At 73.5% G+C, this 17,635-nt stretch carries 15 protein-coding genes; 9 read left to right on the forward strand and 6 right to left on the reverse strand.

The genetic code is table 11. The annotated features are described in order from the left end of the window. Positions 1–17 precede the first annotated feature (17 nt). From ACIBZJ_RS01375 to ACIBZJ_RS01390, 4 genes are read left to right on the forward strand one after another with little or no spacing between them, the layout of a single operon-like run. Positions 18–461 carry a roadblock/LC7 domain-containing protein gene (locus ACIBZJ_RS01375; RefSeq protein WP_395924218.1) on the forward strand — a complete coding sequence of 148 codons (444 nt, stop codon included), beginning with the start codon at positions 18–20 and terminating at the stop codon, positions 459–461. Positions 462–467: 6 nt separating this feature from the next. Continuing rightward, the gene (locus tag ACIBZJ_RS01380; RefSeq protein ID WP_395924220.1) at positions 468–848 is read left to right on the forward strand and encodes a DUF742 domain-containing protein; all 381 of its coding nucleotides are present in this window, start codon (positions 468–470) and stop codon (positions 846–848) included. After that, positions 829–1,422, forward strand: coding sequence for a GTP-binding protein (locus ACIBZJ_RS01385; protein WP_395924222.1), 594 nt, complete (start codon positions 829–831; stop codon positions 1,420–1,422). Before ACIBZJ_RS01380 ends, ACIBZJ_RS01385 begins: the two co-directional genes overlap by 20 nt. Before the next feature lie 13 nt (positions 1,423–1,435). Then, positions 1,436–1,999: a GAF domain-containing protein gene (locus ACIBZJ_RS01390; RefSeq protein ID WP_395924224.1), complete on the forward strand. Its 564-nt coding sequence runs from the start codon at positions 1,436–1,438 to the stop codon at positions 1,997–1,999. A gap of 93 nt (positions 2,000–2,092) precedes the next feature. Here ACIBZJ_RS01390 and ACIBZJ_RS01395 read toward each other — a convergent pair whose 3' ends face one another. Beyond that, positions 2,093–3,361, reverse strand: a complete 1,269-nt coding sequence (locus ACIBZJ_RS01395) for an acyl-CoA dehydrogenase family protein (protein WP_395924226.1) — start codon at positions 3,359–3,361, stop codon at positions 2,093–2,095. Between the two features lie 408 nt (positions 3,362–3,769). On the opposite strand from ACIBZJ_RS01395, the gene ACIBZJ_RS01400 reads away from it, so the two are divergent. Next, positions 3,770–4,996, forward strand: coding sequence for an EAL and HDOD domain-containing protein (locus ACIBZJ_RS01400; RefSeq protein ID WP_395924228.1), 1,227 nt, complete (start codon positions 3,770–3,772; stop codon positions 4,994–4,996). Here ACIBZJ_RS01400 and ACIBZJ_RS01405 read toward each other — a convergent pair. Beyond that, positions 4,982–7,369, reverse strand: coding sequence for a HelD family protein (locus ACIBZJ_RS01405; RefSeq protein WP_395924230.1), 2,388 nt, complete (start codon positions 7,367–7,369; stop codon positions 4,982–4,984). The genes ACIBZJ_RS01400 and ACIBZJ_RS01405 overlap by 15 nt on opposite strands. 212 nt (positions 7,370–7,581) lie before the next feature. On the opposite strand from ACIBZJ_RS01405, the gene ACIBZJ_RS01410 reads away from it, so the two are divergent. Next, positions 7,582–8,205, forward strand: coding sequence for a hypothetical protein (locus ACIBZJ_RS01410; protein WP_395924232.1), 624 nt, complete (start codon positions 7,582–7,584; stop codon positions 8,203–8,205). 69 nt (positions 8,206–8,274) lie between these two features. On the opposite strand, the gene ACIBZJ_RS01415 is transcribed toward ACIBZJ_RS01410, so the two are convergent. Beyond that, positions 8,275–9,417, reverse strand: coding sequence for an HDOD domain-containing protein (locus tag ACIBZJ_RS01415; RefSeq protein WP_395924234.1), 1,143 nt, complete (start codon positions 9,415–9,417; stop codon positions 8,275–8,277). Positions 9,418–9,496: 79 nt separating this feature from the next. Between ACIBZJ_RS01415 and ACIBZJ_RS01420 the strand changes: the two genes are divergently transcribed. Beyond that, entirely contained in the window at positions 9,497–10,657 is a 1,161-nt protein-coding gene (locus ACIBZJ_RS01420) for a response regulator (RefSeq protein ID WP_395924236.1), read from the forward strand. A gap of 5 nt (positions 10,658–10,662) precedes the next feature. Here ACIBZJ_RS01420 and ACIBZJ_RS01425 read toward each other — a convergent pair whose 3' ends face one another. Then, on the reverse strand, positions 10,663–11,499 hold the full coding sequence (locus tag ACIBZJ_RS01425; RefSeq protein ID WP_395924238.1) for a pentapeptide repeat-containing protein: 837 nt from the start codon (positions 11,497–11,499) through the stop codon (positions 10,663–10,665). Further along, positions 11,496–14,768 (reverse strand): BTAD domain-containing putative transcriptional regulator, encoded by a 3,273-nt coding sequence (locus ACIBZJ_RS01430; RefSeq protein WP_395924239.1) that lies wholly within the window; start codon positions 14,766–14,768, stop codon positions 11,496–11,498. The genes ACIBZJ_RS01425 and ACIBZJ_RS01430 overlap by 4 nt, the downstream gene beginning before the upstream one ends. A gap of 133 nt (positions 14,769–14,901) precedes the next feature. Here ACIBZJ_RS01430 and ACIBZJ_RS01435 point away from each other — a divergent pair, with 133 nt between their 5' ends. Both ACIBZJ_RS01435 and ACIBZJ_RS01440 read left to right on the forward strand, forming a co-directional pair. Further along, entirely contained in the window at positions 14,902–15,300 is a 399-nt protein-coding gene (locus tag ACIBZJ_RS01435; protein WP_395924241.1) for an ankyrin repeat domain-containing protein, read from the forward strand. A 129-nt stretch (positions 15,301–15,429) separates the two neighbouring features. Next, positions 15,430–16,416 carry a malate dehydrogenase gene (locus ACIBZJ_RS01440; protein ID WP_395924243.1) on the forward strand — a complete coding sequence of 329 codons (987 nt, stop codon included), beginning with the start codon at positions 15,430–15,432 and terminating at the stop codon, positions 16,414–16,416. Positions 16,417–16,468: 52 nt separating this feature from the next. Here the strand turns inward: ACIBZJ_RS01440 and ACIBZJ_RS01445 are convergent, their stop codons facing one another. After that, on the reverse strand, positions 16,469–17,629 hold the full coding sequence (locus ACIBZJ_RS01445; protein WP_395924245.1) for an HD domain-containing phosphohydrolase: 1,161 nt from the start codon (positions 17,627–17,629) through the stop codon (positions 16,469–16,471). Positions 17,630–17,635 lie beyond the last annotated feature (6 nt).

Raw genomic sequence — 17,635 nt, forward strand, 5'->3', positions numbered from 1 at the left:
AGGAGAGAGTTCCACCGATGACCGATATGACCAATGGCTTCGCCACCCCCGCGACGCCGAACCTGTCGTGGATCCTCGACGAGTTCAAACGGGACACTCCCGACGTCCAGACCGCGGTCGCGGTCAGCATCGACGGCATCTCGACGTACGCCAACACCGGACTCACCACGGCGGACAACGAGCGGCTGGCCGCGATCACCTCGGGCTTCCACAGCCTGGCCCTCGGGCTCGGCACGCAGTTCGAGGGCGGACGTGTGCGGCAGGTCGTGGCCGAGCTGGACAACATGCTGTTCTTCGTGGCCGCGGCCGGGCGCAACACGCTGCTCTCGGTGCTCGCGGCGCCGCACGCCGACGCGGGCATCGTCGGCTACGAGATGACGCTGCTCGCCCGGAGGGTCGGTGACTACTTCGCCACGGCGGGCCGGGTCGGCAGCCATCGCCTCGACGGCTTCGCGGGCTGACGACCGGTGACCGAAGACCAGTGGCCCGGAAGCAGACCGTGGGTCGAGGACGACGACACCGAGGCGGTGCGCCCGTATGCCGTGACCGGGGGGCGGACCGCTCCGGCCGTCCCCATCGACCTGATGGCACTGGTCCGGTCCACCGGTGCGGTCCCGGAGCACCATCTGGACCCCGAGCAGCTGCACGCGGTGACCGTGTGCTCGGCGGAGCCGCGCACGGTCGCGGAGGTCGCGGCCGCGCTGCGCCGTCCGGTCCAGGTCACCAAGATTCTGATCTCCGATCTGATCGGACTGGGTGCGGTGCGGTTGCGCACCGCGGCGGCCGCCGAAGGGCGGAACCGCGAACGTCTCCTGGAGAAACTGCTCGATGGACTCGAAAACCTCTGACACCGAGGGCTCTGATGAGGCCTTTCCGTTCATCCCGCTCAAGATCCTGGTGGCCGGCGGCTTCGGCGTCGGCAAGACGACGCTGGTCAGGTCGATCAGCGAGATCACTCCGGTGACCACCGAGGCGCTGATCACGGCGGCCAGCGCCAAGCTGGACCACCTCGAGGGCATCGAGGGCAAGACCACGACGACCGTCGCGATGGACTTCGGCCGCATCTCGTTCCCGGCCCAGAAGCTCCGGCTCTACCTCTGGGGGACGCCCGGGCAGGACCGGTTCTGGTTCATGTGGGACGAGCTGGCGCTGGGTGCGGTCGGCGCGGTCGTCCTCGTCGACACCCGGCGGCTGGCCGACAGCTTCGCGGCCGTGGAGTACTTCCTCGATCGCGACCTGCCGTTCGTCGTCGCGGTGAACGAGTTCGACGGCTCGTACAGCTACACCGGCCCGGAGATCGGTGAGGCGCTCGACCTGCGGCCGGGGGTGCCGGTCGTGCACTGCGACGCGCGGCTCGCCCGATCGGTGACCGACGTGCTGATCACGGTCGTGAAGCACTCTCTCGCTGCCACTGGCACCTGACCAAGGAGCACGTATGCCTTTCGACGAGGAAACCGGGCTGGACCTGCCCCGGCCCGACGTCCACGCACCGGAACGGGTGGCCCGGCTGCGGGAACTCGGTCTCTACGACACGCCGGACCAGGGTTTCGACGCGCTCGCGACGAAACTCGCGCAGGACGGCGCGAACCTGGCCGGCATCGAGTACGCGCCGTACGCGATGGTGAACTTCCGGACCGACCGGCACCAGTTCTTCGCCGGTCTGCACGTGCCGTCGGAGTCGCAGCCCGCGGACGGCGACGGTGTCTCCCGGGTGATGGACCTCGAGCACGGGTACTGCCCGGAGGTCGTCGGCCGGGGCAAGGCGCTGGTGCTCGACGACGTCTGCGCGCACCCGCGGTTCGAGAGCAACGAGGTCGTCGACCTGATCGGGATCCGCAGCTACCTCGGTGACGTCGTGCACGATCCGCGCAGCGGGCTGGTGCTCGGGACGGCGTGCATCGTCGACACCGAGCGGCGGATGTGGGGCCGGGCCGGGCTGAAGCTGATCAAGGACGCGGTGTCGCAGATCGAGCAGCGCGTCTGGGAGCTGGGCCGCTGACGGCAGGGGAGAGCCCCGGACCTCGTCGTTGAGGCCCGGGGCCGCGGGAGCGGCGCCCGGGGAGCGGCCCGGCGCCCGCGACGCCGGGAGGTCTCAGACCGCTTCGGCCTCGACCAGCGCCTCGGCCCGGGGCGCGGGGAGCAGCGTGGCCAGGGCGTCGTCGGTTTCGGCGGCGTTCGACGAGAGGAAGCGGGTCGACCAGGGCGCGCCCTTGACCTGGCTGAGCGCGTACTCGGCGAGCCGGAGCCGCTGGACCGCCGAGGTCCCGGCGGGCGGCAGGATGTGGAACGCGTCGCGCTGGTAGCGGGCGATCGGCGAGTCGTCGGGGAACAGCACGTGGGCCCCGTGGATCTCGACCGCCAGCCGGGCCGAGTCCAGCGCGTACTCGGCGTTGATCAGTTTGGCGTTCTGCAGTTCGGCGTCGCATTCTACGCCCTGGTCGAGCAGGTGCGCGGCGTGGTACGCGGCCAGCCGGGCGGTCATCAGCTGCGACTGCATGCGCCCGATCTGGTCGCGGACGGTCGGTAGTTCGGCGACCGGCCGGCCGTAGCGGCGCTGCCAGCCGGCGAACCGTACGGTCTCGGCGACCACCGCCTCGTGGATACCGAGCGAGACCGCGGTCAGGTTCGGGCGCCCGACCAGGATGCTGGAGGAGTAGGCGACGTCGAGCCCGTCTCCTTCGGCGCCGAGCCGGTTCGCGGCCGGGATCCGGCACTCGTCGAAGATCAGCTCGCCGAAGCTGAACCCGGGCAACCCGACGGCGGGGCGGTGGGGCGCCGCCGAGAAGCCCGGGCGGTCGGCCTCGACGAGGAACGCGGACAGGCTCCGGCGCCCGGAACCGGCGCCGGTGCGGGCCACGACCCCGTGCAGGTCACCGACGTGGCTGTTGCCCACGTAGGCCTTGCGGCCGTTGAGGACGTAGTCGTCGCCGTCGCGCCGGGCGGTCGTCGACATGCCGAGGACGTGACTGCCGGACGTCAGCTCGGTGACCGCGATCGTCGGGAGACAGGCGCCGCCGGCGACGGCGGGCAGCCACTGCTTCTTCTGCGCGTCGGTGCCGAAGTGCTGGATCTTCGCGGTGCCCAGCTGGGAGGCCTGGACCATCGCGCCCATCGCGCCGCTGACGCGGGAGAGCTCCTCGATGATGATCGTCTTGGCGACGTGGCCGGCGTCCATGCCGCCGTAGTCGGCGCCGATCGTCGCGCCGATCCAGCCCTGCCGGGCGATCAGCCGGGACAGCTCGTGGGCGACGCCCCGGTCGTTCTCCATCGCCGCGACCCGGGGCGCGACCTCCGTCTCGGCGAAGGACCGCACGTCGGAACGGATCCGGTGGTGACGATCGGTGCTGAAATAGCCGTCCATACAGCCTCCGTGACGACGAGGTAGCTGGTCGGGAAGCAGGCAGCTCTGCCGGTCAAGTCAAATGACACCAGCCGTCCGTATATGGCGCCGTACTCAACCCTGGCGCGTCTCCCGAGCCGGCGCAGTAGGCGAGGGGGGTCATTCGGGGGTCACTTCGGGTATTCCCGTCCCGCGTCCGGGCCCGCGTTTCCCCACGATTACCCGGCAAGGCCGATCTATCGGACACCGGTGCGATTCGATCCGTGAGCCCGGAATGATCCTCTGCGGGCCTCGTACCTCCCTGTTGGTAGTCATTCGGTGATCCTCGGTGGTGTAGACGGGTACGCGGAGGGCTCCCGCGAAGAAACTTCAGTCGCGCGTCGGCCGTGACCCATTGGTAGCTATGCGGCATTTAGGTAGCTTCTAGGGGTGCTCAAGCAGTTCCCCGACGCCTCGGCGCCGCCACTGATCCACGTCGGCCGGCAGCCGATCTACAACCGCGGCGGAGACGTCGTCGCCTACCAGCTCGTGTTCCGCGACACCGCCGAGGGCGGCGCCGACACCCGGGCCCGCACCGACGCGCTCACCCAGCTGATCGTCGCGGCGTTCACCGAATTCGGCGTCGAGGAACTGGTGGGGGAGGCGGCGTGCTTCGTCACGGTCAACCGCGACTTCCTCGCCGGCGTGGTGCCGGTCCCGTTCGATCCCGGGCACACCGGGCTCTCGGTCAGCGCCGCGGTACGGGTCGACGACGAGGTCGCCGCCGGCGCCGCCGAGCTGGCCGGCCGCGGGTTCACGTTCGTGCTCGACCCCGGCCTGGAGCTCGGCTCCCAGGAACGCCTGCTGCCGTTCGCCGGGTACGTGACGCTCGACCTGCGCGGTGCGTCGCGGCCGGCCGTCGAGGCGGCCCGGCGCACACTGCTGCCGTACGAGCACGTGCACGCGATCGCCGGGCACCTGACCACCGAGGAAGAGTTCCTCACCGCGAGCGAACTGGGGTTCGAGCTGTTCGCCGGCCCGGCCGTGGGCCGCGCGCACACGGTGTCACGACCCCGCCTGTCGAGCACCGCGGCTGCCCGGCTGCGCCTGATCGCGCTGCTCTCGGCCGAGGACGTGGCCGTCGACGAGGTGACCGCCGCGGTCTCCCAGGACCCCGCGGTCAGCTACCGGCTGCTGGCCGCGGCCGGAGCGGCCGCGTCCGGGCAGACCCGGGAGGTCGCCGGGCTGCGCGAGGCGGTCGTGCTGCTCGGCTTCAACCGGATCCAGGGCTGGGTGACGCTGATGCTGATCAGCGACGGCGCCGCACTCGACGAGCACGTGGCGTCGCTGGTGCTCAGCCGGGCCCGGTTCTGCCAGGACCTCGCCGCGGTGTTCGGGGCCGGCCCGGACGCGGCGTTCACGGTCGGGCTGCTCGACGGATTGTCCGAGCAGCTGGGCCTGCCGATCGGCGCTCTCGTCGGGTCGCTGCCGCTGGCCCCGCCGCTGCGCGGTGCGCTCCTGTCCGGCGCCGGAACCCTCGGCCTGGTGCTGCGCATCGCCACCCGCTACGCCGACGGGGTGGTCGAGCGCCTGCCCGGGGTCTTGGGCCCGTCCGACCTGTCCCACGCCCAGTTCCATGCCCTGCGCTGGGCCAACCTCCTCCTAGCGTCCGCGTAGCCCGGCGTCGCGCAGTTCGGGCGGGAGCGCTCCCGGGTGCAGGATCCCGAGACGCTGGGTGGCCCGGGTCAGCGCCACGTACAGATCGTTGCGGCCCCGCGGGGACGCGGCGATCAGGCCCGCCGGATCCACCACCAGGACGACGTCGAACTCCAGGCCCTTCGCCTGCGCCGCCCCGAGCACCACCGCCCGCTCGGTCAGGTCCGGTGCGTCACCCGAGGACGCCTCGGGCAGCGCCTTCGCGACCACGTCGGCCAGCGCGTCCGGCGTGATCACGGCCAGCCGCCCGGACCCGAGCCCGGCCAGTTGCTCGCGGGCCACCGACGCGACCTCCGCGGCCAGCGCCGCGGCCGGCACCGGGCGGTGCCACGGCGCCTCGCCGGTCTCGCGCACCGACGACGGCGGCTCCGCGTCCACGTCCAGCGTCGCCAGCAGCGGCTCCGTGACCCGCATGATCTCGGCCGGGGTGCGGTAGTTCACCGACAGCCGGCTCAGCCGCCAGCGGTCGCCCACGTAGGGCTCGAGCGCCTCGTCCCAGGAGCGCAGCCCGGCCGGGCTGGACGTCTGCGCGATGTCACCGACCAGCGTCATCGACCGGGTCGGGCAGCGGCGCATCAGCAGCCGCCACGCCATCGGTGAGAGCTCCTGCGCCTCGTCGACGATCACGTGCCCGAACGTCCAGGTCCGGTCGGCGGCGGCCCGCTCGGCGACCGTGCGGCCGTCGATGCTGCGGTGCCGCTCGGCCAGGCGCCGCGCGTCGAGCAGGTCACCGACGGTCAGCACCTCCTTGTCCTCGGTCTTCGAGCCGACCGCGACGTCCAGAACACCCTGCGCGTACGCGATCTCCTCGTCCCGGGCCCGGGCGGCCTGCGCCCGGGCGGCCCGGTCGTCGGCGCCGAGCCGATGCGCGGCCTCGTCCAGCAGCGGCACGTCGGCCACGCTCCACCCGCCGGGGTATCCCGGGCGGCCGGGCTCCCGGCGCAGCAGCGCCTGCTCGCCGGCCGTCAGCAGCCCCGCGGACGCGGTCTCCAGCCGGTCGGCGTGCGCGTACAGCTCCGCCAGCAGGCGGTGCGGCGTCAGGTGCGGCCAGAGCCGGTCGCAGGCGTCGGTCACCTGCTCGTCGGACTCCGCGACCGCGCGGTAGTCGACCGCGGTCTCGCCGTAGGCGTCGGTACCGCCGGCCTCGCCGAAGCCCAGTTTCTCCAGGTCCGCGGCCGCCGCCGCATCCAGGTCGGTGTCGCCGAGCAGCGTCGCGGTCTCGGCCTCCAGCCGGTCGGCCAGGCCTCTGGCCTGCGCCTCCAGCTGCCGCGCCACCTCCGCCACGACCAGCCGGACGAACGCCGGGCGGGCCTGGTTGTGCGGACGCCCGGTCGCCCGCGCCCGATCGGCCGCCGCCGTCCAGAACGCCGGTTCCAGCCGGACGACGTCGTCGCCGACGCGCACGTCGAACCCGGATCCCTCCGGTGCCTGCCGGTCCCGGACCGCGGCCGCCACCAGACCGGCCATCCGCGCGCTGCCCTTGAGCGCGACGGTCGCGGCCGGCTCGTCGCGATCGGCGACCACCCCCGGGAACAGCTCGCCGACCGTCGACAGGAGCACGCTGGTCTCCCCGAGACCGGGCAGCACCTGCCCGATGTAGCGCAGGAACACCGGGTTCGGCCCGACGACCAGCACGCCGCGGGACGCGATCCGCCCCGAGTGGTACAGCAGGTACGCGGCTCGGTGCAGCGCCACCGCGGTCTTGCCGGTCCCCGGGCCGCCCTGGACGACCAGCACGCCCTGCGCGTCGCTGCGGATGATCGCGTCCTGCTCCGCCTGCAGCGTCGCGACGATGTCCTGCATCCGGCCGGTGCGCCCGGTGGTGACGGCCGCGAGCAGCGCCGCCGCGCCGGCGAGGTGCTCCCGGCCGGCGTCCGGCGCGCCGTCCAGGACCTCGTCGTCGAGCGACACCACCCGCCGGTCCCTGGTCCCGATGTGCCTGCGGCGGTGGACGCCTTCCGGCGCGGCACTCGTGGCGACGTAGAACGGGCGGGCGGCCGGGGCCCGCCAGTCGAGCAGCAGCGGGTCGGCGTCGGCGTCGGCGTCCGGGAGCCCGACCCGCCCGATGTAGTGGCGCACGCCGTCGGTGCGGTCGAGCCGGCCGAAACACAGGCCCTGCTCGGCGGCGTCGAGACGGCTCAGCCGCGCGGAGTACTCGGTGAACGTCGCGTCCCGCTCGCTGCGGGCCTGGGCGGTGCCGCCGGTCTGCGCGGCGACGTCGGCCAGCCGGCGGCGGGTGGTGCCGCGCACGGCGTCGAGGCGGTCGTAGAGCCGGGTGAGGTGTTGCTGTTCGCCGGCCAGCTCGGACTGGGGGGCGGGGTCGGACGGGGTCACAGTCCACCTTTGCGTCGTACGGACGAACCGGGCTACAGCCTGCGGGAGCCCAACACGCAATAACAGTCTTGTTCTTCCCGGGAACTCGTATCGGGCCGCTCCGGGCTTCCCGCCCGCACGGATCGGGGGCCCGGCGGTCCGCGGTCGCGCGGCCTAGGCTGGGTCCTGATCGGCCGGTCGGGCCGGTCGGGTACAACGGGGAGAAGGCGCGGATGACCACCGTGTTCCGGCTGGATCGCGGCACGCACGAGCGGTACCTGCAGCTCGTCCGGTTCCACCACGATTTCTTCGCCGGCGCCTGGGGCGACATCGCGCCGGTCGAATTCGCGGCGGTCGCCTGGCGGATCGCGGTGCCGCCGCTGGCGACCCCCGGCTACGTCCGCTGGCACCGGCGGGTGCTCTCGGCCGAGGTCGTCCGCAACCGCTGGGACGGGACGCTGATCGGCCGGGTCCAGGTGGTGACGCCGCCGCCGTTCGACATCGGGACGCTGCCGCGGGTCACGTCCGACACGCCGCCGACCAGCCCGTTCGGTGACGATCACGTGAAGCAGGGTGAGGGGATCTGGCGGAACTGGGCGAACACGTTCGGCCAGTTCGTCGCGCCGACCGACCGTGACATCGCACGAGGCCCGTTCCTGCGGGCGAGCGCGCTGGTGGAGGCGCCGCTGCCGCTGGCGGGGCTGCCGGTGGCGCCGGACGGCCCGGTCGAGGGCTTCGAGGAGGACGCGGTGCGTGCGGTGACCGTGCTGGCCCGGGGCCTCGACCGCGTGCTGGCCCCGATCGTCGCCGCGCTGGAGGCCTCCGGACCGGGTCTCCCGCTCGACCGCCCGTCCTGAGGCGTTTCTCACGGCCGCCGGCCGTCGGAACCTAGACGCAATAACAAGCCCAGACGCACCGGATACGCCTCACGACGGAACACCGGCGTCCAGGACGGCGGCGGTGACGGCCTCCCAGGCCGCAGGTCCCTCGGCCGGCCGGCCCGCGGCGGCGTTCCGGGCGTAGGCGAGCAGACGCGCGGGCAGTTCGGCGTCCGGGCCGGGGCCGGGCTGGGCCAGGATGATCCGCAAGACCTCGTCGGCGAAGCCCCAGAGTGCGAGCAGGTAGGCGCTGGCCTGGGCGGTGGTGCATCCGAACGCGGCGACCTCGGCGGCGGCCCGGTCGGCGGCGCCGGAGCCGCAGGTGTGGCGGAGCGCGGCCCAGCCGTCCGGGCGGGCGGTGATCTGGGCCAGCAGGCCGATGTCGTGCAGTACCGCGGCGAGGAACAGCGCGCTGGTCGCGGCCCGGTCGAGGCTTTCGGCTCCGGCCAGGCGGCGGGCCAGCGCGGCCGTGAGCAGGCTGTGCGCGGTGAGCCGGTCCAGGTCGAATCCGGGCGGGAGTGGCGCGGTGGTGCGGTAGGCGGCGCCGGCCAGCGCGAGCGCCTGGATGCTGTCGACGCCGAGCAGCACGACGGCCTCCGCGAGCGTCACGACCTCGTTGGGCGGGCAGAACAGCCCGGAGTTGACGAGTTTCAGCACGTCGGCGGCGGTGGTGAGATCGCGTGCGAGCACGGCGGCGAGGTCGGCGGCGGTGCAGCCGGGCCGGGCGGCGGCGTCGGCCAGCTCGGTGTAGACGGTGGGGGCGCTCGGGAGCGACCGGGCCGAGCCGAGGAACGAGGAGATCGCGCCGCCGACCTTCTCGCGGGCGGTGGCGACCTCGTCGATGGCCGTGATCAGGGCGTCCGGGCGGCAGGGCTTGAGCAGGAACCGGTGGGCGACCGCGAGGACGGAGAGCAGCGCGGTGCGGTCGGTGCTGCCGGAGAGCGCGATGCGGGCGGTAGCGGGTGAGTGGTCGCGCGCGGTGCCGAGGAGCCGGAGGCCGTCGAGGCCGGGTCCGGCGGCGTCGCAGACGAAGACGTCGATCGGCGCGCCGGTCCGCAGGTGCGCGAGGCAGTCGCCGGCGGTGGCGGCGAACTCGAGGGTCCAGTCGGGCCGGGCGCTGCGGAGCAGGCGGCGGAGCGCGGCCAGGGCGTTCGGTTCGTCGTCGGCGCACAGCACCCGCAACCCTGGCACCGGTCCTCCCTGAACGTCTCTCCGCTAAGATAATGCCTAATCGGGCAATACCGGCATTCGGCTCGTATCGGGGGGCGCGGTGGCCGAGCGGATCCTGCTGGTGGACGACGAGCCGGGAGTGCTGGACGGGCTCCGCCGGACGCTGGCCGCCAAGTACGTGGTCGAGGCGGTGCTGTCCCCGGTCGAGGCGCTCAAGAAGCTCGAGCACAGCCGTGGGGGATCGAACCCGTTCGCCGTGATCGTCTCGGACATGATGATGCCGGAGATGAACGGCGCCGAGTTCCTGGCCGAGGCGGCCGGGATCAGTCCCCGGGCGGTCCTGCTCCTGCTCTCCGGCAAGGCCGACATGCGCTCGACGATCGCGGCGGTCAACACCGGGCGTCTGTTCCGGTTCATCGCGAAGCCGTGCAGCCCTCGTGACCTGCAGAAAGCCATCGACGACGCGCTGGCGGCGTACCACGCGTCGAAAGGCGAGAGCGACCTGCTGGAGAAGACGCTGTCCGGCTCGGTGAAGGTGCTCGCGCAGGCGCTCGCGATGGCCAGCCCGGAGATCGGTGGCCGGACGAACAGCGTGATCGACCTGGTCGGCGGCGCGGCCCGGATGCTCGGGCAGAGCCACAGCTGGGAGCTGCGCATGGCCGCACGGCTGAGCCAGCTCGGGCTGGTGTCGATCCCGCCCGAGGTCCTGCACCGGGTCGAGGGCGGCATCGAGGGCAGTCCGGGGGAGAAGGCGATGTACCGGGAGCATCCGGCGGTCGCGAAGGACCTGCTGGCCGACGTCCCGATGCTCGAGCGGGTCGCCGCCTGGATCGGGGGTCAGGTGTCGGACGCGACCGCGCCCCCACCGAAGCCGGAGCCGGACCCCGACCAGAGGGCCGAGCTGCAGCGCCAGATCTTCACCTGCGCGACGGAGTTCCTGGCGGCGAAGGACATCGGCGAGTGGCCGCCGGAGTGCGCGGCGCGGCTGACCGCCGGGGGGCGCTACCGGACGGACGTGATCCAGGCGGTGCTGAAGACCGCCCAGGAGCGCGACAAGGCGCCGGACGCGGTGTCGGTGACGATCAACCAGCTCAAGGTCGGGATGCGGTTCGTCCGGGACGTGAAGGCCACGACCGGGGCGACGCTGGTCCGCAAGGGCGACACGGTCACCGACGCGGTCCGGGTGCGGCTGCAGAACTTCCGGACCTACGTCGGGGTGATCGAGCCGCTGCGCGTGTCACCGGTCAAGGAGACGTTCTAGACCCGTCAGAGCCAGTGGCCCGGCCGGTCCAGGTGGGACGGCAGCGCGGTCCCGAGGTCGCCGCGGGCGGCGGCGAGCTGGGGCGGGACGAGGAACAGCGCACCGGACAGGTCGGCGCCACGCAGGTCGGCGTCGCGCAGATCGGCTCCGGTGAAGTCGGCCGCCCGCAGGTCGGCGCCCCGCAGCGAGGCCCGGATCAGGTAGGCGCCGCGGAAACTCGCCCCGCGCAGCGTGCGGCCACCGAGGTCCGCGCCGATCAGGTCGGCCCCCGCGTGGTCGGCGAGCCGGGCCGGTGCACCCCGGCGTCCGGACCGCCGGCCGCCGGCCGAGGCCTCGCGTTCCCGCGTGCTCGCCCGGCGCAGCAGCGGCACGACCGCGGCCCGGTGCGCGTCGACGTCCAGGGCCCGCAGCTCCTCGGCCGGTGCGTCGGCCAGTGCCCGGGTCCGGGCCAGCGCGTCGGTCAGGCCGGCGCGGACCGGCGCGACCGTCCGGAACGTGAGCGCCTCCTGCAGGTACCAGCGCAGCTCGAACAATTGCCGCACCAGCGGGAACACCGCGAACATCGGCTCGGCGACCGGCGGGCCCTCTCGCCACGTGCGCCCGCCGAACGTGTGCTGGGTGACGTGCTGCCCGGCGCCGAGGCAGTCGAACACCGTGCACCCGGCGAACCCCGACGGCCGGAGCCGGTCGTGGATGCCGCAGCCGAAGTCCTCCCGCAGGTTCAGGCAGGGACGCCCGGCCGGTTTGTCGAGCGCGAAGTCCGACGAGGCGGCGAACGGCAGCGCGACGCAGCAGAGCGCCGCGCACTGCCCGCAGTCGGGGCGCAGGTCGGAGGTGATCACGGGGCCAGCATCCGCTCCGGTTCGTCGAGCGCCGTACCGGCCCGCCAGTACCGGTCGAAGCCGGTGTCGCCCAGCACCGCCCGGCAGCCTTCCCGGGCCACCGCCGCGTCCGGTGACGCCCCCTCCGCCGTCACGCCCTCCGGCGTCGCCCCGGGGTGCCGGGCGCCCGGGTGCCGGAGTGCCCAGGCGGCCCCGAGGGCCCGTGCGCCGCGACGTGCCTGCACCCGGGCGTCCCCCGAGGGGCTGGTGGCGCACCAGGCCGCGAACCGTTCCAGCACGTCGGCGCGGAGCGGCGCGTCACCGGTGAGCCCGGCGCGCCCGAGCGCCTCCGCGTGCCGCCCGGCGGCGGCGGCCGACCCGCGCTCGGCTTCGACCCGCCCCAGGCACGACAGCAGCTGGGCCGAGAAGCGGGTCGACGCCGGTGCCCCGCCGGGGACGGCCTCCAGCACCTTCAGTGCCGTGTACAGCTCGGCCGCGGCCAGGTCGAGGTCACCGGCGTGGCGGGCGACCTCGCCGCGGGCGTGCCGGATCCGCGCGGCCAGCAACGGGTCGCCGCTCTGCTCGACGAGCGCCTCCGCGCGATCCAGCGCCCCGGCTGCCCGCGCCTGCTCGCCGAGCCGCCCGGCGAGCGTCGCGATCTGCACCAGCAGTTCCGGCACCTCGGAGAGCCCGTCGAGTTCCTCGGCCATCCGCTCGGCCTCGAGCAGCGCCTGCAGGGCGGCCCGCGGGTCGCGGACCGTGGTGGCCATCGCGACGCTCGACAGCGACAGCAGCATTCCCCAGCGCTCGCCGATCGTGGCGAACCCGTCGCGGGCGGCCGCGAACGCCGCGGTGGCACCGGCGGTGTCTCCGGCGTCCCAGGCCGCGTGCCCGGCCAGTAACGCGCTCGCGGCCCGGCACCACGGATCCGCGTGGCCGGCGAACCGCTCCGCCGCGACCAGCATCCGCGCCTTCCGGCGGCCCTCGTCCAGCTGCTCACCGGTACCGGCCAGCCAGGCCGCCGCGAACACGCCCACCGGGTGCCGCAACTCCTGCAGGCCCTCGAGGAGCGACGGCGAGAGCGCCCAGGGCGTCTCCAGCGGACGCCGGGCGGTGGCCGCCGCACTGAGGACGCAGAGCCCGATCGTGTCGTCGAGCGTGTGACCGTCCCAGCCGGCCAGGGCCTGCTCGGCCCACGCACCGGCGGCGCGACGCTGGCCGGTGAGCCACCAGAACCAGGTCCGGGCCGCGACCAGCCGGCGTGCGGCCCGCAGTTCGCCGGCAGCCAGGGCGCGGGTGCCGGCGGCGTCGAGGTCGGCGTGCCAGGCCTGGAAACGGGCGATCGCGACCAGCTGCCCGGCCGTACGGAGCTGCGGTTCGGTGCGTTCGGCCACGTCGAGCACGTACGCGGTGTGGGCGGCGGCGAGCAGGTCACGTTCCCCGGCCTCGTCGAGGCGCTCGGCCGCGTACTCGCGGACGGTCTCCAGCAGGCGGTAGCGACGCCCGTCCGGGCCGTCGACCGGCACCAGCAGCGACCGGTCGACGAGGTCGCCGACGAGGTCGAGCAGCTCGTCACCGGGCAGGCCCGCCCCGCACACCGCGTCGACACCCTCCAGCGACGGTGCTCCGGCGAAGATCGCGAGCCGGCGCAGGAGCACGCGCTCGGGGCTGCTGAGCAGCTCCCAGCTGCCGTCGAGCACCGCACGCAGCGTGCGGTGGCGCGGCACGCCGCCCCGGGAGCCCCGGCCCAGCAGCGCGAGCCGGTCGTCGAGGCGGGACGCGACCTCGCGCAGGCTCAGCGACCGCAGCCGCGCGGCCGCGAGTTCGATGGCCAGCGGCAGCCCGTCGAGCGCCCGGCAGATCCGCACGACGTGGGCGGCGGTGTCGTCGGTGAGGACGAACCCGGGCCGGACCGCGGCCGCCCGCTCGGCGAACAGCCGCACGGCGGCCGAGCCCGCGGTGTCGACCGGCAGTGGCCCCACCGGGCCCAGCGCCTCGCCGACCACGCCCAGGGGCTCGCGGCTGGTGACCAGGGCCCGCACGCCGGGCGCCGCGGCCAGCACCGCGGTGACGACACCGGCGACCGCGTCGGCGACGTGTTCGGCGTTGTCGAGCACCAGCAGCAACCGGCGTCCGCCGAGCAGTTCGCCGAGCCGGGCCACCGGATCCGCGTCCGGCTCGGTCACCGGACCCGGCCAGCTGAGCTCGGGACGGCTGAGCTGGGGACGGGCCAGCACGGCGAGGGCCGCCTCCGCGACCGCCCCGGCCGGTGCCCGGGGCGGGAGCCCGGCCAGCTCGATCAGCCAGACCCCGTCGGGAGCGGGGTCGGCGGCGCCCGCCTCGAGGGCCAGCCGGGTCTTCCCGGCCCCGCCGGGCCCGGTGAGCGTCACCAGCCGCTCGCTCGCGAGCAGCGAGGCGAGGCGTTCCAGCTCGTGCTCGCGCCCCACCAGGCTGGTCAGCGCGGCCGGCAGTGCCCCCCGCCGCACCGGTGCGGGCCTGCGGTCGCCGGCCCGGCCCGCGACGTCCGGCCGGGCGGGCCCGTCGTCCTGCAGCGCGGCCAGGTGCGCCGCCCGCAGCTCGGCGCCGGGGTCGACGCCCAGTTCGTCGGCGAGCGTGCGGCGCACGGCATCGTAGCGGCGCAGCGCCTCGGCCCGGCGGCCGTCGGCGGTCAGGGCCCGCACCAGGCGGGCGGCCAGTCCCTCGGCCAGCGGATCGGCCGCGCACGCCGCGGTCAGCTCGTCGACCAGCCCGGTGGCGTCGGCACCGCGGGTCAGGTCGGCGTCGACGCGGGCCTCCAGCGTCGCCCGGCGCAGCGCCTCGGCGCGCTCGGCCGCGACCGGGGCGAACGGTGCCCCGACCGCGTCGGCCAGTGCCGGGCCGTGCCAGAGGGCCAGGGCTTCGCGCAGCAGCCGCGCCGCGGCGTCCGCGTCACCGGAGCGCAGCGCCGCGGTGCCTGCGGCCGCCAGCCGCGCGCACTCGTGCAGGTCGACGTGGCCGGGGGAGAGGTCGAGCCGGTAGCCGGCCGGATGCGAACGGATCGTGTCGCGGCCGGGCGGCCCGGCGCGGTCGAGGTCGCGTCGCAGACGCGACACCGCCGACTGCAGCGCGTTCGCCGGTGACGACGGCGCCCGGGCGCCCCACAGGTCGTCGATCAGCCGGTCGACCGTCACCAGCCGGCCGGGGTCGAGCGCCAGCCGGCAGAGCAGCGCCCGCTGGCGCACGCCGGTCACCGGCACCGGCCGGTCGGACGCGTCCCGGAGCTCCAGAGGGCCGAGCAGCCGGATACGCATGGGTCCATTCTGGCGCTCCGCCCCGACAACTCCTACTCAAAATAACAAGCCCATACGCCCGAAAACACCCCACCCACCGATCAAACCCTCACCAGAGGGGAGGGGGCCGCCGCGCAGGGTTAGGGTTACCGCCGTGGCCGACGAACTGGACGAGGAAACGCTGGCCTTCGCGCACCGGATGTTCGACGCGGCCCGCGAAGGCCAGTCCGACGTGCTGGCCCGCAACATCGACGCGGGCCTGCCGGTGGACCTCACCAACGACAAGGGCGATTCGCTGTTGCTCCTGGCGGCCTACTACGACCATCCGGCGACCGTGTCGGCGCTGCTGTCGCGGGGTGCCGACGCGAACCGCGTCAACGACAAGGGCCAGACGCCCCTGGCCGCCGCGGTGTTCCGCCGCTCGGAGACCAGTGTCCGGGCACTGCTCGGTGCGGGTGCCGATCCGCTCGCGGGCGGGCCGTCCGCGCTCGACACCGCGCGCTTCTTCGGGATCCCGGAAATGCTGGAGATCCTGGAAGACCCGCAGGCGTAGTAACAAGCCCATACGTCAGAGCGCGACCTCCGGAAAGCCAAACGCGTCACACCGGCGGGACCGGTCCGCCTCGCTCCCGGGGAGCGGGGGTAGCGTCCCCGTAACAGGAATCGAGACGTGGGAGGCGCAATGGCGCAGGGACCAGTGACGGTCACGGTCACCGGTGCGGCGGGACAGATCGGCTACGCGCTGTTGTTCCGGATCGCGTCCGGGCATCTGCTGGGGCCCGACGTTCCGGTCAAGCTGCGGTTGCTGGAGATCACTCCGGCGCTGAAGGCGGCCGAGGGCACCGCGATGGAGCTGGCGGACTGCGCGTTCCCGCTGCTGCACGGCGTCGACATCTCGGATGATCCGCGGGTGGCGTTCGACGGGGTGAACGTGGCGCTGCTGGTGGGTGCCCGTCCCCGCACGAAGGGCATGGAGCGCGGTGACCTCCTGGAGGCCAACGGCGGGATCTTCAAGCCGCAGGGCGAGGCGATCAACGCGGTCGCGGCGGATGACGTGAAGGTGCTGGTGGTCGGTAACCCGGCGAACACCAATGCGTTGATCGCGCAGGCGCATGCGCCGGACGTGCCGGCGGAGCGGTTCACCGCGATGACCCGGCTGGACCACAATCGGGCGATCTCGCAGCTGGCGAGCAAGCTGGACGTGCCGGTGACCGCGATCAGGAAGCTGACGATCTGGGGTAACCACTCGGCGACCCAGTACCCGGACCTGTTCCACACCGAGGTCAACGGGAAGATCGCGGCGGAGCAGGTGGACGAGGGCTGGCTGAAGGACACGTTCATCCCGACGGTGGCCAAGCGTGGTGCGGCGATCATCGAGGCGCGGGGTGCGTCGTCGGCGGCGTCGGCGGCGAATGCGGCGATCGATCACGTGCACACGTGGGTGAACGGGACGGCGGAGGGTGACTGGACGTCGGCGGCGATTCCGTCGGACGGTTCGTACGGTGTGCCGGAGGGTTTGATTTCGTCGTTCCCGGTGACGGCGAAGGACGGGAAGTTCTCGATCGTGCAGGGGCTGGAGATCGATGAGTTCTCGCGGGCGCGGATCGATGCGTCGGTGGCGGAGCTGGGCGAGGAGCGGGACGCGGTGCGGGGTCTCGGTCTGATCTAGCCGGGGGTTGACGGCGAAGGGGGCGGCCTGCGGGCCGCCCCCTTCGGCGTGTTCAGTCGGTGTCGGTTTCGCCGTCGGTTTCGGTGACGCGGACGGGTTCGCGGATGCCGACGGTGTCGGCGAATTTGGTGAGGCGGATGCGGAGGGCTTCGGTGACGGGGTCTCCGCGGCGGACGAGGGTGGCGCCGGTGAGGGTGCAGACGTCGTCGAGGAACGTCATGCCGATGCGGAGGTCGCGGATGGCGATGGTGGAGGTGTCTTCGTCGGTGGGTGTGCGGGCGGCGGCGAGTGCGGCGTGGTGGACGGCGGTGAGGACGTCGGGGCGGTGGCGGCAGGTGCCGGTGAGGCGTCGGGCGGTGGTGTCGGGGGTTTCGGTGGTGTTTTTCCGGGCGGTGGTGAATTTGGTGGCGACGGCGAGGACGTCGATGCAGCGGCTTTCCTGGTCGTCGTCGCCGGGTTGGCCGCCGTCGGTGTTCTGGAGTGCGATCCAGCGGGCGACGCGTTCGAGCCGGGGGATGCGGGCGAGGAGGTCGTGGGCGGCTTGGGGGTGGGTGGCGTAGGCGGCGCGTTCGGCGTCGGTGGCGTCGGGGGTGTTTTCGACGCGGTCGACGAGGGTGGGTGGGAGGGCGACGAGGCCGATTTGGCTGAGTTTGGCGGCGGTGCGGAGTTCCCAGAGGTGGTCGAGGAGGAGGGTTTTGGCGGCGGTGTCGACGAGTTTGCTGGTGTGGCGGGCGCGGCTGTAGGCGTCGGGGTTGCCGAGTGAGAGGAGTTGGGTGAGGACGTCGACGGCTCCGGCGAGGGTGTGGTGGAGGAGTTCGCGTTCGGTGTGCAGGAGTTGGTATTGGCGGAGGGCGTCGTCGATGGCGGTGCGCAGGGCGTGGGGGCTGCAGGGTTTGCCGATGAATCGGAAGAGGTTGCTGTGGTTGACGGCGGCGATGGTGGAGGGGAGGTCGGCTTGGCCGGAGAGGATCATGAGGACGGCGTCGGGGGTGATTTCGTGGGCTTTGGCGAGGAATTGGGCGCCGTTCATGTGGGGCATCATCATGTCGGAGATGACGACGGCGAACGGGTCGGTGGCGTGGCGGTTGTGGTCGAGGATGGTGAGGGCTTCGTCGCCGGAGAGGGCGACTTGGAGGGTGTAGTGCTGGGCGAGGTTGCGTCGGACGCCGTCGAGGACTCGGGGTTCGTCGTCGACCATGAGGATGCGCGGCATGGGCTC

Source organism: Cryptosporangium sp. NPDC051539 (assembly GCF_044454545.1).
In the GTDB taxonomy this organism is placed as follows: Bacteria; Actinomycetota; Actinomycetes; order Mycobacteriales; family Cryptosporangiaceae; genus Cryptosporangium.